Annotated in this window: 16 protein-coding genes; 6 read left to right on the forward strand and 10 right to left on the reverse strand. The window is 36.8% G+C overall.

From position 1 onward, the window contains the following. Position 1: 1 nt before the first annotated feature. Both pstC and VB691_RS00465 read right to left on the reverse strand, forming a co-directional pair. On the reverse strand, positions 2-931 hold the full coding sequence (gene pstC, locus VB691_RS00460; RefSeq protein WP_323289488.1) for a phosphate ABC transporter permease subunit PstC: 930 nt from the start codon (positions 929-931) through the stop codon (positions 2-4). A 3-nt stretch (positions 932-934) separates the two neighbouring features. After that, positions 935-1873, reverse strand: coding sequence for a PstS family phosphate ABC transporter substrate-binding protein (locus VB691_RS00465; protein WP_323289489.1), 939 nt, complete (start codon positions 1871-1873; stop codon positions 935-937). Between the two features lie 283 nt (positions 1874-2156). On the opposite strand from VB691_RS00465, the gene VB691_RS00470 reads away from it, so the two are divergent. Then, positions 2157-3077, forward strand: coding sequence for a hypothetical protein (locus tag VB691_RS00470; RefSeq protein ID WP_323289490.1), 921 nt, complete (start codon positions 2157-2159; stop codon positions 3075-3077). Between the two features lie 115 nt (positions 3078-3192). Here VB691_RS00470 and VB691_RS00475 read toward each other — a convergent pair whose 3' ends face one another. From VB691_RS00475 to VB691_RS00495, 5 genes are all read right to left on the reverse strand, one after another. Continuing rightward, positions 3193-3444: a BrnA antitoxin family protein gene (locus VB691_RS00475; RefSeq protein ID WP_323289491.1), complete on the reverse strand. Its 252-nt coding sequence runs from the start codon at positions 3442-3444 to the stop codon at positions 3193-3195. Beyond that, positions 3389-3700 (reverse strand): BrnT family toxin, encoded by a 312-nt coding sequence (locus VB691_RS00480; protein ID WP_323289492.1) that lies wholly within the window; start codon positions 3698-3700, stop codon positions 3389-3391. Before VB691_RS00480 ends, VB691_RS00475 begins: the two co-directional genes overlap by 56 nt. Before the next feature lie 159 nt (positions 3701-3859). After that, on the reverse strand, positions 3860-4285 hold the full coding sequence (locus VB691_RS00485) for a biopolymer transporter ExbD (RefSeq protein ID WP_323289493.1): 426 nt from the start codon (positions 4283-4285) through the stop codon (positions 3860-3862). An 8-nt stretch (positions 4286-4293) separates the two neighbouring features. Next, positions 4294-4716 (reverse strand): biopolymer transporter ExbD, encoded by a 423-nt coding sequence (locus VB691_RS00490; RefSeq protein WP_323289494.1) that lies wholly within the window; start codon positions 4714-4716, stop codon positions 4294-4296. Between the two features lie 9 nt (positions 4717-4725). Then, positions 4726-5424 (reverse strand): MotA/TolQ/ExbB proton channel family protein, encoded by a 699-nt coding sequence (locus VB691_RS00495; protein ID WP_323289495.1) that lies wholly within the window; start codon positions 5422-5424, stop codon positions 4726-4728. A 335-nt stretch (positions 5425-5759) separates the two neighbouring features. On the opposite strand from VB691_RS00495, the gene pth reads away from it, so the two are divergent. Next, the gene (gene pth / locus VB691_RS00500; protein ID WP_323289496.1) at positions 5760-6374 is read left to right on the forward strand and encodes an aminoacyl-tRNA hydrolase; all 615 of its coding nucleotides are present in this window, start codon (positions 5760-5762) and stop codon (positions 6372-6374) included. A 59-nt stretch (positions 6375-6433) separates the two neighbouring features. Further along, a complete protein-coding gene (locus VB691_RS00505) occupies positions 6434-6745 on the forward strand; it encodes a 30S ribosomal protein PSRP-3 (protein WP_323289497.1) in 312 nt (103 codons plus the stop codon). A 209-nt stretch (positions 6746-6954) separates the two neighbouring features. Here VB691_RS00505 and VB691_RS00510 read toward each other — a convergent pair whose 3' ends face one another. Further along, positions 6955-8544, reverse strand: coding sequence for a glycoside hydrolase family 57 protein (locus tag VB691_RS00510; protein ID WP_323289498.1), 1590 nt, complete (start codon positions 8542-8544; stop codon positions 6955-6957). 241 nt (positions 8545-8785) lie between these two features. On the opposite strand from VB691_RS00510, the gene VB691_RS00515 reads away from it, so the two are divergent. From VB691_RS00515 to VB691_RS00525, 3 genes are all read left to right on the forward strand, one after another. Further along, positions 8786-9964 carry a histidine kinase gene (locus tag VB691_RS00515; protein ID WP_323289499.1) on the forward strand — a complete coding sequence of 393 codons (1179 nt, stop codon included), beginning with the start codon at positions 8786-8788 and terminating at the stop codon, positions 9962-9964. Positions 9965-10045: 81 nt separating this feature from the next. Next, positions 10046-10747: a hypothetical protein gene (locus VB691_RS00520; RefSeq protein WP_323289500.1), complete on the forward strand. Its 702-nt coding sequence runs from the start codon at positions 10046-10048 to the stop codon at positions 10745-10747. A gap of 82 nt (positions 10748-10829) precedes the next feature. After that, entirely contained in the window at positions 10830-13271 is a 2442-nt protein-coding gene (locus VB691_RS00525; protein WP_323289501.1) for an NACHT domain-containing protein, read from the forward strand. A gap of 41 nt (positions 13272-13312) precedes the next feature. Here VB691_RS00525 and VB691_RS00530 read toward each other — a convergent pair whose 3' ends face one another. Both VB691_RS00530 and VB691_RS00535 read right to left on the reverse strand, forming a co-directional pair. Continuing rightward, the gene (locus VB691_RS00530; protein ID WP_323289502.1) at positions 13313-15331 is read right to left on the reverse strand and encodes a zinc metalloprotease HtpX; all 2019 of its coding nucleotides are present in this window, start codon (positions 15329-15331) and stop codon (positions 13313-13315) included. A gap of 107 nt (positions 15332-15438) precedes the next feature. After that, positions 15439-16611, reverse strand: coding sequence for an acyltransferase (locus VB691_RS00535; RefSeq protein ID WP_323289503.1), 1173 nt, complete (start codon positions 16609-16611; stop codon positions 15439-15441).

The raw sequence follows: 16611 nt of genomic DNA on the forward strand, positions 1-16611 counted from the left end.
ATTAATAATTTTCTCGATAACGTTTAGCCAAGAAATAACCGATTATATTTAACAGTAACGTCATCAATACTAAGGTTAATCCAGCAGCAAAAATTGTTTGATATTCCAGGGTTCCGTAGGGTAAATCTCCTAAACTTACCTGTACAATATAAGCAGTAATTGTTGCGCCTTGATCGAGAGGATTTAAGGTAAATTGAGGTAATAAACCCGCAGCGATCGCCACAATCATTGTTTCACCAACTGCACGGGAAGCCCCTAAAATATAAGCAGCCCCAATACCAGAAATAGCGGCGGGAAAAACCACTTTTAATGCTGTTTGAAGACGGGTTGCACCCATTGCATAGGAGCCTTCCCGTAAAAAAGTTGGGACTGATCGCATGGCATCTTCACTAATTGAACTTATTAGGGGAAGAATCATTAATCCCATCACCAAACCACCACTTAACATATTAAATGTAGGCAAATCTGGTAATACTTTTTGTAACAAAGGAGTGACAACTAATAAGGCAAAATAGCCGTAAACAACTGTGGGAATAGATGCTAACAATTCTAAACTTGGCTTAACCCATTCTCTTAATTTAGGTGAGGCAAATTCACTCAAATAAATTGCCACAATCGTTCCGCAAGGAATTGCCAGTAAAAGCGCGACTGTTGAGGTGACTAACGTTCCTGATAGTAATGGCAAAATTCCATAATGTTTGTCACTAAATAGAGGAGTCCATTCCGTATCTGTGAGAAACTGAATGATGGGAACTTGTTGGAAAAATTGCCAAGATTCTGTTACTAAAATATCCAGAATTCCGAAGGTTGTAGCAACAGAAGAAAAAGCTGCGATAAAAAGGGCAAACTCTATCACTTTCTCCCGCAAATTGCGGACAAAACGAGAATAAATTTGCCCTTGATGAATTTCCTTAGACAAAGGTTGTGTCATAATTTAGCGAATAGCTTGAGTAAACTTCTGCTTATGAGCTTGATAGTCTGTACGAGGAATAGAACGTACTTCTTTGACTAATTTAGGCGCATTGTCTAAATAGTATTGTACGAATTCTTTAACAGCAGGTTTGCTTTTTGCAGCTTCAAGATTAACGTAAATAAAAATAGGACGACCTAAAGGTTTATAAGTCCCATCACTGACTGTTTTAGATGAAGGAGCGACCCCATCAATCTTTAACGCTTTGAGTTTATTTTCATTTTCTTCGTAGTAAGTAAACCCAAAATAAGCCAAGGCTTTGTTATCATTACCAACCCCTTGAACTAACACATTATCATCTTCACTAGGCGTATAATCAGTACGACTTTCTCCTGATTTACCCATAATTTCTTCCGTGAAATAATCAAAGGTTCCTGAGTCAGCACCAGGGCCATAAAGCTTTAAAGGAGCATCAGGCCAACTGGAATTTACCTGATTCCATTTCATGATTTTTTTTGTAGCTGCGGGTTCCCACATTTTTTTAAGTTCCGCCGTTGTAATATTAGTTAAAGGGTTATCTTTTTTAACCACAACGGTAATTGCGTCATAAGCTACAGGAATTTCTAAATATTTAACTCCTGCTGCTTTACACATTTCCTTCTCTTTATCTTTAATGGGTCGAGAAGCATTAGAAATGTCGGTCTTAACAGCATTATTATCAGAACAGAATTTCTTAAACCCGCCCCCTGTTCCAGAGATACCAACTGTTACTTGAACCGAACCCCGTTTTTTGTTTTGAAACTCCTCAGCGACAGCTTCAGTAATGGGATAAACTGTACTCGAACCATCAATTTTAATGACTGCACGACCTTGAGAATTAACCGGAATATTGGTCAAACTAACTAAGGCTAAACCTAGGGCAAATGCACTAGCGAAAAGCCAACGATTGATTCTAAAGTTCATTGCTTGACTATCCTCTGCTTTGAGATTGAACTTATTGGCTAGATTTAAGCCCGATCTATTATTTCAAATAAATGGTCTAACTGGGTTAATAATAAGTAAATAAATGATTAAATTTTGGGAAATAAATATTTATTAATTTTTTCTTAATCTCTTGTTAATTTTTATCTAAAAAAGTTTCTCTATTGAGGGCAACAAATGGGTAAATTTATGACTATCATCTAAAAGGGAATGTTTACCCCAAAAACTTTGTACCTTAGCGTTGAGAACATTGATATTGAGTCAGATGAAATTGATTAAGCAGACGAAAAACTTGTTTTTAAGCTTACGGTTCTTATTTCGGCCTATGTTCGTTATTTCTCTGGTTTTGCATGGCTGGCTGCTTAATTTACCCCTTCCTTCTGCTTCTAAACCAGAGTCCAAGAAACCAGAAGAAATTAAAGAAAAAGTGCAAATTACTCGGTTAATACCGCCTTCTTCTCAAAGCACTTCTCAAACTAAACCAACTCCTACCCCTGTCAAGTCTCCTCCTAGAATTAAACCTACACCTAGTCTTCCTAAAATTACAGCACCACGCCAACAAATACCACAAATTTCATCACCTTCTCCTCAGCCCAAAATAACCCCCAAGCCTCAAAATTCTGCCCCTAAAAGTTCCTCACAACCGCCCAAAAAAGAAACAAAACCAACCCCAACCCCAAAAGCGTCTCCGAGTAGTCAACCTAGTCCAAAACCTTCCCCTTCTCAACCTTTACCAGAGGCAAAAATTGATAATTCTGCCGTTGCTAATGAAGCAGGTTCTAGTTTACTTGAAGAATTACGTCCCAGAATTTTAAAACGCTTAGAACAAAGTACCAATGATTTAGCGGAAATGGAAAAGTACCTAGATACTTTGCCCATACAATTTATTAAAGATGAACAAATTTCTTTCTTTTTAACTGAACAAGAACAACTAAAATCAGGGATATTAGGCTCATTAAATATTCCACAAACTAATCCTACTAATGCTTATTTTGACTATATAGAACCCGTCGTAAAAAATGAACTAGGATTTGAAATTACTCAATTACAACCTGACTATGGAAACTCCATATTATATCAAGCAAAAAATTCATCTAATGTGGTTTTTTATATGAGTATTGTAAAATTAAAAGGAAGTGGTGCTTTCTTAGTTTTATGGCCAGATAACCCTAATAAACCTCAATAATAAAATATTACTTAAGGTTCAAGGCGATCGCTATCAATACAATGAAAAAAACCAAAATCTGAATCGCTGGTCAGAGAGAGCAGTATAAAGAATTATTAAATTGTAGCGATCACACTTAACAATTATGTTCTAGCATATATTTTTCTAGTACGGCATTAATTAAAGTCTGATATTCTTGGGAAGATTGCTGTTTATACCAAGCAACAACCGAGGGATCAAGCTGTAGAGTTACGGGAACTTTTATCGGAGGATTAACAGTAGCTTCTTGCCAAAATTTGGCATCAGTAGCAGGTATATCTGAATAATCTATATCAGAATCTTTTATCTGACCAAGGATCTTTAATTGTTCCTCTCTCGACATACTCATAATAAATCCTCCTTTCCTCTGCATTAGCGCGTCTTGTAGATATAAGCCGTATTTTCTGCCCTCGTAGAGTATACACCGTAACTAAGATAAATTCTCCTAAAAGTCCCAAAGCGATTAATCTTTCTTCGCCGTAGTCTCTGCGATTATCAGGTTTTGAGATCCAGACTCCTGAAAAAATTTCCTTAGCAAAATTAAAGTCGATCCCGTGTTTTTTGATATTGATGTTGTTCTTTTGGTCATCCCACTCGAACTCCATCTTTTGACTCTAACTCCATAAAATAATAAATTATACTGCGATCGCAAATAAATAACTACCTAACAATGTTAACGAAATTTTGAACACTATTACCGAATCCGACATACTTTATAACAATACCTCACGGAAATTGTTTTAATTTCCTTACAAACCATTTTTTTATTCTCCTTCAAATCCTAAAGAAACTCGCTCCCCTCCCACATTTCGCAATTTAGTTAATACTTGAATCACTTTTTCATAGGAAACATTAGGTTCTGCTACTAATAATATTATTCCCTGTTTCTCTCGATTCAAATAATATTGGACTGGTAACATAACTTGCTCTAAATTATCTAAATTATTTTCATTTATTTTAAACTTCTCATTAGATTGAATGGTAATTAATAAGTAATTAGGTTGTTTTTCAATGGGTTCATCTTCAGCTTTTTGCTCACTGGGTAACTGAATATTAACCCCTTGGGGACTGGGGGTTAATTCCATAGAAACAACCACAAAAAAAGCTAACACAGCAATTATAACATTGAGCATCGGTATAATATCAATATTTGGCATTGAAGAACTATAACGTTGACTTTTAAAGCGCATATTACTCCTTATTTTTTCTCATCAATTGCTAAAAATACTGAGCGATCACTAACGGTTCCCATCTTTTTTAAGAAGCTAGAAATCTGCTGATAAGAAAGTTCTTTGTCAGCTTTTATAATCACTTGTCCTGATGGATTTTTAGACAAAAATTCTGTTATTTTTGTAATTAATTTAGGTTCCGTAATAGTTTGATTAGCCATTAAAATTTTACCCTGATTATTCAAGCCAACAATCAGAGTTTTGGGGTTTTCTTTATTCTGACTAGATTCCCCTTTAATACTGCTATTAGGAAGATTAATATTCCCTAAATTCTGCCCCGTTAATGTCATTGATGTGATAATAAAAAAGATTAAAACTGACATCATAACGTCAATCATTGGCACTAAATTTACTTCAGGAATTGATGAGCCTCGCTGTTGTTTAAACCGCATATATTTCCTTTAATAATTTTCAACAGTAATGGAACTAGAGGGCGGTAAAACAGTTGTTCTTTGCTTATTTTCAACAGAAGGTTCATACCAAAATTGACGATAAATTAGTTCTAATTCTGTTCCTACTTCTGCAAAATAATCAACTTGGCCGGCTTGAAAAGTAACAGAAACTCGATAAATTAATAAAGCTAGAATAGCAACAATCATACCTGCTGCTGTGGTAATTAAAGCTTCAGAAATACCTGCTGCAGCTTGCGATGTTTCTGCTGCACTTCCTCCTTCTCCAATTTTTAAATTACTAAAAGTTGTCATCAAACCTGTTACCGTTCCTAATAATCCCAATAAAGGAGCAACAGCAATCACTGTTTCTAAAAATTTATCCCCTTTTCGCATTTCAATAAACTCCTTATCTCCCCTTGCTTCCATCGCTAAACGAAAGGTTTCCGGTGTGGGTTGTTTTAATTGTAAAGGAGCCAATAAAAAGCGTCCAATGGGCAAAAAACGGGCGTGTTGAGCAATTTTTTGAGCTTCATCGAGATCGTAACGAGCCGTTTCTAAAACATCATGAACAATGCGATTTTCTTGACTCAAAAGACGTATCCAAAACCAAGTTCTCTCTAAGGCAATGGTGATGGTAAAGACAGATAAACCTAATAAGGGCCACATCACTAGGCCCCCTTTCAACAATAAGTCGTAAACGTGGGTCATGAACCTAAAAAATTGCTTTTATTTCTAGAAATTGACTGTTATCATTATTTAACAGGAAGGTTAAAATCACGTTAACCTTGTTGCTTTTTTGTTATAGTTGAGTTCTTAGGGCTTGATATTATTAAGCCCCTAGGATAAGATTTTGACTGGCTTCAACAATTGACAATGAACAATGGACAATTGACAATTACCTCTACCTAAAAGGTAGAGGATTGAAAATAAGGAAAAATTTTTTAATTTCTCCCCTTAAAAGAGGAGGTTTTAAACCAAATTAACCAATTGTCAATTGTCCATTGTCAATTGTCCATTGATAAACAAACCTAACACCAAACTGAATGTCTCAAGAAAACTCACCTTCATTAATGATTCCTCAACTCATTGTCGGGTTAGGCAACCCAGAAGCAAAATATGATAAAACTCGTCATAATATTGGTTTTGAAGTAGTGGATAAGTTAGCCGATGCTTGGCAATTATCTTGGAAAGAAAACCGCCGTTTTCAAGGAATGATCGCCGAAGGAAACAGTCGCAATAATCAAAAAGTTTACTTGCTTAAACCCTTAACCTATATGAACCGTTCAGGACAATCTGTGCGGGCGGTTACGGATTGGTATAAACTAAATTCAGCCGATGTTTTAACCATTTATGATGATATGGATTTGCCCATCGGACGAATGCGAATGCGACTATCGGGTTCAGCAGGAGGACATAATGGGATGAAATCAATTATTGCCCATCTCGGCAACCAAAATTTTCCCCGTTTACGCATTGGTATCGGCAAGTCTAATCATACTGATCAAACGATTTCCCATGTTTTAGGGCGATTTTCTCCCGACGAAAAAGTTATTATCGATAAGATCTTTCCCTTAGTGGTAGACGCGGTGGAAATGAGTCTTAAACAAGGGGTTGAAAAAGCCATGAGTCTCTTTAATAGTCAAACCGTCACTAAATAGGGTATAATGGAGTATTGTATGTTAATGATATTCGTGTAGTCTATTCACGGGAGGGGTCATTGGAGCCTAGATTTATTTTAAAAGTTCTTTGGTTAGATGCTAACGTAGCGATCGCAGTTGATCAAGTGGTTGGAAAAGGAACCAGTCCCTTAACCGCTTATTTCTTCTGGCCACGTAATGATGCTTGGCAACAATTGAAAGATGAATTAGAAGCCAAACATTGGATTTCTGAAAATGAAAGAATTGAAGTTCTTAATCAAGCAACGGAAGTTATTAATTATTGGCAAGATCTTCGTAACCAAAACAAAAACGTTACCATGAAAGAAGCTCAATCTAAGTTTCCCGAAGTCGTTTTTAGTGGTAGTAATTAATACCATTTTCATCAACTTGGACTACAGATGTGGATGTTGTAGGGGTCAAAGGCCGTTGACCCCTACGAGAATGTGTGGCTAGACTTTAGGGAATTGGTATAATCTAATTAACTAACAGAAAAAGGGAGTTTGCTTTGGGTAGCAACTTCCTTTTTTGCTTTCCAAACCCCTAGGAAGAAGGAATCATCCATCTTCCTAATTTCCTCAGACTATAAAGGTCGATAAACTCGATAATTAATATTGGGGAAGATATTATCAATTTCTTCCACCTTTTCTAACCAACCAGAATCAACCTTACCTTCTCTGAGATCATCATAAATCTTATTGAGTCGCAGTAAATGCGAGCGCGTCCGACGTATTGCATAGGGAACCATCGTTCCCGTCCGCATAATAAAGGCCCAGTCAGAAGATTGAGCTAATAATAACTCCCTGGCGGCCTGATTTAAAGCCCTCCATTCCAACTCATCAGCAGGTTCCCGATAACTCAATTCAATCATCCGTTCTGCTGCTTTATGGAGATGAGGATAAACCCAGGTATTAGTATGGTTTAACCAATATTCATGGAACCCTTTATAACCCCAACTCGACTGAGAAGGACGACAAACCTGTTGAGTAGGATTATCCCGTAAATAGTCCGCTAAATGAGTCATATCAAAGGTATTTTGGTCATACCAGGACTTACGGAACAGGTAATCAATAAACCAAGGGCCCTCATACCACCAGTGACCAAATAACTCAGCATCATAGGGAGATACCACCAGAGGGGGACGTTGCATAATTCCCGCCAAATTCCCCACCTGTTGCTCGCGGTTGTACATAAAATTAGCCGCGTGTTCGGCAGCCTTTTCCTTCGCCCAATAGGGGTCATAAAGAGCTTTATCAGACATCGCGCCCTGACGATTGGTAATCTTATGATATTTAATCCCAATATTTTTGCGCTGACCATTGGGCATGATATAGGGTTTAATATACTCGTATTCGGCTTCCCAGCCTAAATCTTTGTAAAATTCCCGATATTCAGGATCACCAGGATAACCCACCTTAGAAGACCAAACCTGTTGAGAAGATTCATGATCTCGTCCAAAGGCCGCCACCCCTGCTTCCGTAAAGATGGGGGCATAAGTGCCATAACGAGGGCGAGGACGAGCATATAAAATCCCATGACCATCTACCAAGAAGTAACGTAAACCAGCATCCGCCAGCATCCGTTCTACCCCTTCATAATAAGCACATTCCGGCAACCAGATCCCCTTGGGAGGACGGCCAAAAGTTTCCTCATAATGCTCACAAGCGACCTTAATTTGGGCCCAAACCGCTTGGGGATACATTTTCATCAGGGGGAAATAGCCATGAGTCGCCCCACAGGTAATAATTTCCAGATTATTACTATCCAGAAACTGTTTAAACGCTAAAATCAAATCCCCGTCATAGCGTTCCCAGGTTTCCCGAACTTGAGCAAACTCCTTGTGATAAAACTCAGCCAAATAGCGAATATGGCCGTTATGTTCGTTATGCTCAATTTCCTTTTCAATAAGTTCTTGTAATTTCGCTAAATGCTCGTCGTAGCGTTCTTGTAATAAAGGATCGCGCAACATCGACACCAAAGGCGGTGTCATACTCATGGTGATCTTGAAATCTATGCCATCCCGCTTAAGTCCTTCAAACACATGAAGGAGAGGAATATAGGTTTCTGTGATGGCTTCATAAAGCCATTCTTCTTCTAAAACATAGTCACTTTCCGGGTGTCGAACAAAAGGTAAGTGAGCATGAAGGACAAGGGCGACGTAGCCAAGAGCCATAGTAATTCCCAATCGTGACGATTTACGTTTTTACGGTTAAACTTTAAGATTAAGTCTAGTTGATTTTATACTATCTTAAGATTCTAGAATAGAATGGATAAGAAAAAAAGCTTTTTCTGACCGAGCCTTGCAAAAAAATTGTCCAATGGTTCCAATAAACATTAGAATCAATCCAATTCCTGCTTGCTGTCGGCTCGAAATAGAGTCTAACCTAATTGTAAGTATATAGTATTGAGTTGCAGTGCTAGAACCTCCCAACCTCCAAACAACCATTGAATTCTCTCAGCCTGCGCCCCCATCGATTCAGCTACTGTTGTTTGTCGATGAGCGTCCCAGTTCTCATGAACATATTAAGCAAATCCGAGATTATATCAAAACAGTCACCCAAGATTATCCTTGTGAGCTAGAAGTCATCGAAATTCACGAACAACCTCATCTTGTGGAGCATTTTCGTCTAGTGGCTACCCCGGCCTTAGTGAAAGTAGCACCAGCACCAAAACAAACCCTCGCGGGCAGCAATTTGGTGAATCAACTCAGGAAATGGTATCCGAAATGGCAAGGGGCCCTAGAACAGCAAAAGGCCATCAACCTCAATCATCAAGACGAGAATCATTCCTCTGGTACAATCAACTCCGTGGGCTATTCAGCCGAATTAATGCGCCTCTCTGATGAGATTTTTCGCCTCAAAAAAGATAAAGAAGAATTATTAGAACAGCTAAAATTTAAAGACCAGGTTTTAGCAATGTTAGCCCATGACTTACGCAGCCCTCTCACTGCTGTTTCTATTGCTGTTGAAACCCTAGAACTGGTTCAGAATCAAGAAAATACGGCCCGTCATCATAAACTCAAAGAACAACTTCATCAACAGGCCCGTAAACAGTTTCGGGTGATGAACCGTCTGATTACAGACATTTTACAGGCCTCGAAAAGCATGAATGCTCAGTTGGAGGTACACCGCACTCAAGTTAACTTACCTGCTTTGTCTGAAGAAATTTTAGGGCAATATCAAACTTTATTGGCCGAAAAAACCTTAAAATTAAGTAAGGACATCCCCCAGGATGTACCCGAAGTCTACGCAGACGAAGAATTAATTCGTCAGGTGATTGTCAATTTGCTTGAGAATGCGATTAAATATACACCAGGGGGTGGAGAAGTGACTGTCTCAATTCTCCACCGTACTACCCAAAAAATACAAGTTAGTGTTTGTGATACCGGGCCAGGCATTCCCGAAGAAAAGCGGGAGCGAATTTTTGAAGGTCATTTCCGGTTGAAACGAGATCAAGAAAAAGAAGGGTATGGATTAGGCCTTTCTCTATGCCGTAAAATTATTCGTGTCCATTATGGCCAAATTTGGGTTGATAGTGTTCTCGGAGAAGGCAGTTGTTTTCATTTTACTTTGCCTGTGTATCGTCAACGGTAATGATGGGTAATCTATTTATGAGGTGTGGTAAGTTCGTTCCCCTGACTGACAAGACAATATTCGCTCACTAATTTAACGGATATGCGTAAAGCTTTAATTATCGTCAATGCTGAAGTAAAAGCAGAAGGCACAATCTATTTGGCCTCCCCTGCAACGGAAAAAATGGTGATGGCCCTTGAAGCCGCGATCGCCGCCGATTCCCCGACTACTCAAGTTGAAGTAATGGCGGCCGCTACCCTGTGGTCAAAAAACTTCAAGCCCCAAAGGCCTGATGCTAATTTGATCTATTGTCCCTTGACGATTGATATTCCAGCTTGGTTGCCTTTTCCTGGACAAAAAATTTATCAAGATTGTAAGGATGTTAAGGCCAGACGACAATGGGTTGAAAAAAAACTGGGCCACAAAACCAGTATTGGCGATGCTTGGTTAGGAGATTTATGGTTACCTGTGGCCTTAACCCCAACGGAATTGGTCTATGGGGAAGTGATTGGGGAAGGGGCATTTCCTAATTCTTATGAGCAACCTATCAACCTTGATCGGGGTTTGCGTCGTCCTTTGTACGATTTGGCCCAAGGATTATTGGAATCCCTAGATGCGCCTCCTTCTGTTTATCTGCTGCAATTTCGTTTAAAAGGCCAAACTATTGTGTTTGATCGTTTATGGCCGTTTCCTGCTGCCCCCACTATCGCCTCTGTAAGATCTCAACAACCTAATTTGTTTACCTGCTATTGGCATTGTTTAACCCATCAACCCATTGCTAATCTAACAGGAACTCCTGTCTAATTTCCGGGGAACTGGCATCAAGAAAGTAAACAAAAAAATCTTGTTGCTCGTTCCCTATTCTTTTGTAATCGTTAATATTGATATGTTAATTAAATGGAGTGAGTCGGTTAAAGATGGGGTTGAAGCTAGTAAACAGGTCTTTGAATTAGCCAGAGTTCTCAAAGAAAATAAGGATAACGAAACTTTTAAAGAAGTAGCGAATCAAGTTTCTTCTTTTCTGGATATTTTAAATGCTCCCTTGGGTCAAGTGGCAGCAGCTTCCTTGCCTTTTGTTTCTATGGCTACTGGTATTATAACTTATATTTTTGAGAAAAATCAACAAGAAGTAACCCTAGAACAAAGTATTGGATTAGTTGCACAAACCGCTTATTTAGAAAGTATTCAAAGTTTTTTTAGAAGTAATTTTGACTTAACACAAACCCTAAGCAAAGATCCTGCCTCAGCAGCCACATCTCAAAAAATCAAACAGTTGGGTCAAACCCTTAATTTAGAACGAGAAGATGCTGAACAAGCCTTAATTTGTTTTCATGAATCCCAGTTATCTAAACAATTTAATGACGTACTAAAACAACGGTTAGAAGAATCAGGAATTTCTGAAAATAAGGCTCAAATAATTGTTGAAAGGGTTTCTCGAAAAACTCATCGTTATCTTAAACCAAATTTTGCTAAAATTAAAGATAAAATTCCCAATTTATCTCCTATTTATGGGAAAGATTGGCAACAAGAACTAACCTTTAATTATGGAATAGAAAAATATCTTAAAGAGAAAATTGATCAAGAGCCTTTAGGGAAAGTTTTTGATGAATTCTTTAGTTTTAATAATCTTTATATTCCCTTGAAAATTCAAGCAGTAATTGAGGGAATTGTTGCTGATAATAATCCTTCTGAGAATATTGAAACTTGGGCAATTAATCATTTATTGAATCCTCATCAAGCGGGCAAAGTTTTATTTATTCAAGGTGGATCAGGACGAGGAAAAAGCGTCTTTTGTCGAATGTTTGCTGGACGAGTACGGCAATATTTACATCCCATTTATACACCTATTTTAATTAGATTACGAGATCTTAAAATTCTTAAAAGCGACTTTGAAAAAACCTTATCATCTGCCATTAATTGGGAATTTGCCACAGGTGATCACAATTGGTTAACTGATAAAAATACTCGCTTTCTTTTCATTTTAGATGGACTTGACGAACTAATTTTAGAATCAGAAAAAAAAGACAGTTTACAATATTTTTTAGAGCAGGTGGCCCATTTCCAACAACAATGTCAAGAAAATCCAGATCAAGGTCATCGCATTATTATAACAGGAAGACCTTTATCCTTTGAAATCATTCAACAATTAATGTCGAATAATTTAGAATGGGTTAATTTGGCGTTAATGGATGATGAAACCCAAAGCAAATGGTTAGAAAAATGGGGGCAAATAGTTGGTCGAGAAGAAGCACAAGAATTCCGTCAATTTTTATTTAATCAGCGTTGTCCTGAAACTATTAAAAACTTATCAAGAGAACCTTTAATGTTGTATTTATTAGGAGCAATGCACCGAGATAAACAGGTAAGTTTAGACAATTTTATCAGAGGAGAAGAAGAACAAATCAAGGTCAATATTTATCAAAAAGCTGTTGCTTGGGTATTAACAAAACAACGGAATAAACACTTTAATGAACAGCTTTCTTCCTTAGAAATTGAAGATTTACATAGTGTTTTAGCAGAAGCGGGATTTTGTGTATTACAATCAGGACAAGAAAGTGCTTTATTACAAATGGTTGAAGATCGCTTATTAGACAAAGGTGATGAAAGTGCCAAAGAATTAATTGAAAAGGCGAGAGAAAGTAAAGAAAAAAATCCTCTTAAAAATACTTTAGCTGTTTTTCATTTTAAAAAATCAACCGATGTTAATAATTTTATAGAATTCTTTCATAAGAGTTTTGGGGAATTTTTGGGAGCCGAATGTTTAGCCGAAAGTATGGAAGAATGGACACAAAAAGGAGGTAGTAGTAAAAAGACTTATTTTGTTAAAGATAGAGAATTTAGATGGCAAGTTTATGACTTATTTGGAGGGGGAAATTTAACCCATGAAGTGATGAGTTATTTGATGCCATTATTAAGACAGCGCGATCTTAATTGGGTTACATTATATGAAAGATTGTATGAGTTTTATTTAAGTTGGAGTGACGGAGAATTTATCGAATCTTTTGATAGTGCTGATGATATGTTACCCTTGAAAAAAGCAAGGCAATTACAGAAATATGATCTAAAAAGAGGGCAGCGACAGGTAGATATTTATACTGGATTAAATGTTTTAATTTTACTCTTAGAAATTAATCGCCATGCACAAAGCAACGAAACATTAAAAGATAAGATTAGTTTTTATCCCTGCGGAAATCCAGAAATTAAAACGGAATTTGATGAAAATCGCTTACTAAAAATCATGGGTTATAGTGAGTGTTTAGGTAAGGATAAATTTAGAATTATTGTGGGGCAATTTTTAGAAAAGGTGAACTTATCAATGAATAATTAATAATTGATAATTAATAATTGTTTAAGAAACTCAATCTAAAATCAGTGAAATATTAAGGGTAAGATAAGACCTATGATAATAATAATTGCTCCCGTTACTAAAGAACCAAATCTATGATAGCTCTTGACAGTTTTTTCGCCAGTTGATAACTCAATTAAATCTAGCCAAGGGGCAACACCTCTGCGAAACCATCCCACCGTTCCGACAGAATTATCAATTAAATCTTTAACTTGAGTTGCGCCAAAAAAGAAGTTACCAATGGCACCAAAACGAGAGGCATAACGGACAAAAATCATTCCCGTTCTATCTTGTAATTTTAAGTCCGAACCAAAGGCATAACCTGCGTCACCGCGACCAATTAATTTACCTTTAAGTCGGACAGGTTTACCCCTGACAGGACTACTGTAGGGATCACACATTAAAGTAAAAATATCTGAGTCAGGAGACTTTTGAAAATCAGGATAGATAAAGATAGTTTTCAGGATTAATCCTAAGCCAAAACCAAAGGCAAGAAAACTAAATAAAAGGAATATATTATTAGTAGTATTTGTCAAAATAATGCCGAAAATTAATCCTAATAATCCCCCAATAATATGACTGTTACTTAGAATTAATTCAAAAATAAAATTATTTAAAAGTTTATTTCTGTTAAGTTTATTTCCTTCTTTAATAATACTCGACATATTAAACTGAGAATCGATGCCCATTTGCTCAGCATAAGTACATAATGCTTGAATCCGTTTTCCCGTTAAAGGATGGGTAGAATTTAACTCAGTTAATTTAGCCCAAGGGTTAAATAAATCCCAAATAAATACTTTTCCTAACCGTTGAGAATCTGAGGTAATTTGATAAATTGTTCCCGCAGATGCTGCTCCTTTTACATCACAAATTCCTAGGGCGCGGGTTCCTTCCATTAATCTACTTGGTTCTGGATTTTTGCTGGATTCTTCTGTGATACCATAAGCAATTTTAATCAAGGCCCGTGACAGTCCATTAGGGTTTCCGGTAATTTCTGCTGCAAAATGATCCGCATAATATTCTCTGGTTCTCGATAAATAAAGCATCAAATAAGTGCCAATAACATAGAATATATAAGCCGCGATTGATGCAAATTTTATCCCATCTTTTAACTTATTATCATCATCGCCTTTTCTGCCTAATTCCCTGACAAATAAATAGATCAAATAAGTAATCTGTACTAAAGTAGAAGCCAAGGTCATAATCGCAAAATCCCAATGAACAATATGCCCTAATTCATGAGCATAAACTGCGGCAATTTCATCATCATCAAGATAAGTAAATAATCCTTGACTCACCACTACACGCGCATTACTAGGAAAGGAACCATAGGTGAATGCAGTGGGGTTTTGATCGTCAATAATTCCTAAACGGGGATGAGATAATTTTCTCTCTCGACAGATACGCAAAATCACTTCTGCTGCTTCGGGACTCTGACGTTTAATTTCTGCTAAATTGACCCAACGGGTTTTGTAAAGCCATTGTTGGGTAAGATCCATAATCAAGGGAGAAAGGAAAAATGTTACCCCATTAAACACTAAAGTAACAGCAATCGAGATCATTAATCCCAGACCAGGGTTTTTGCTATCGACAATAAAAAATAGACCGAAACAGAGGGCTAAAACCATCCCCAATAGGAGAATAATCGTGAAACCAGAGGCGAATTTGAGACTATCGGCGATTTTTGGCATCATTAACTTAATACCCGTTTGTTTCGCCCTTCCTGCTATCTGGTGAAACTGGTGAGAATTATCTTCTTGACGACTAGCAATAGTATCCTTACTAACCACAGACAGAAAAGTTTGGGCCCATTCCCGAATTTCTGTATTAGAATGTTTAACCAAGGTTTGGGCTAAGGTGATCGCTTTCTCTTGTTGGCCATTACCGCGATATGCTCTGGCCAAAGCGATTAACCCTTGCAGATAAAAGGGTGATTGCCGATCTTCATAATTCTGGCAAAAATTAGCTAATAGGGCAACTGCTTCGGGATATTGTTGTTTTTGCAGGGCCTTTTGTCCGTCGTTCAGTAAATTTAGTGACATAGGTTGTCTCTAGCATTCAAAAGAGAGGCATCTATCCTTAGCAGTACCCAATTTTTACCGAAGAATTAACACCCTTAACAAAACAATAAGAAATTAATGCTGATATTTTATTGAAGCAAAGCAATTTTTAGCCATTTTAGTCCTTTTTCACCTAAAGGCAATTTTAAACATAGGCTTGATACAATTGTCTTTTGTAAATAAACCATCAAAATTGATAAACTAGCAACTACCCAAAATTCGGGTATAACTTTAGGATCAATTGCAAATATTCTCACCAGAGGTTTCCAATAGTATAAAAAGAAAATATGCCAAAGATAAATCCATAATGATGAACTACTCAGATAAATAAATGCTTGTTCTAGATAAGTTTTTTTGAGAAATTTAGAATGATTCTTACTGACATAACTAGCAATTAAATATGAAACAATTGTCATCAAAATACTGTAAGAAATATAATAAAGTCTAGGGGGATATTTATAGTTTTGAGTTAAAACAAAAGAGCCAGCATCTTGACTATAATTGATGGCTAGAGTTACGAATATTATGGCAAAGCCTAAAGCGATTGCCAATAATTTCTTCTGAGGAATTTGAGTCATGACAATGCCTAAAGCAAATAACAAACTATAGGGAATCAGTAACAGAATTATTTGAGACATCAACAAACTTATAAAAATTCTTTGATACAAAAAATCGCTAAAACTTGATATTGAAATGAGAGGTAAACTATTAAACCAATTGACTAAGATTTCGTATCCTCCATAAATTACTGAGATCAACAATAAAAAAATCCAGTTATTTTTAACCTGTTTTTTAAAAGTTAATATAAACGGAGAAATTAATGCAATTAAAAGAAATACTCTAATAATCCAAACATAACCAACACCACCAATTAACAGTGTAAACGAGTAAAAGATTTCTTTAAGACTAAAAGGATAAGGGACTCCTTGAACCCCAGTGATCAAAATACTAATAGTAAAAAAGAAGACCCAAAAGCACCAAATCGGAAGAATTAAGCGACTTACCCTTTTCTTTAAATATTGAATGTATGAATAATTAGCATTAGCAGAAGTTATCCAGAATAAAGCACCAGAAACCATGACCATTAAAGGAACATCAAAGTTTCTCAGTTGATAAATAAAAACCTCTGTTTTTGGTAAAGTATGAGCCAGTATAATACAGAATATACCAATGGTTTTCAGAATGTCGAACTCTAAAGAGCGAGTCCGAATAACCCTTGGAGTCGGTTCATTAAGATTAGAATTAGGATTAGGTAAGGTCAT

It is taken from the genome of Crocosphaera sp. XPORK-15E (assembly GCF_034931425.1).
Taxonomy (GTDB): Bacteria; Cyanobacteriota; Cyanobacteriia; order Cyanobacteriales; family Microcystaceae; genus UHCC-0190.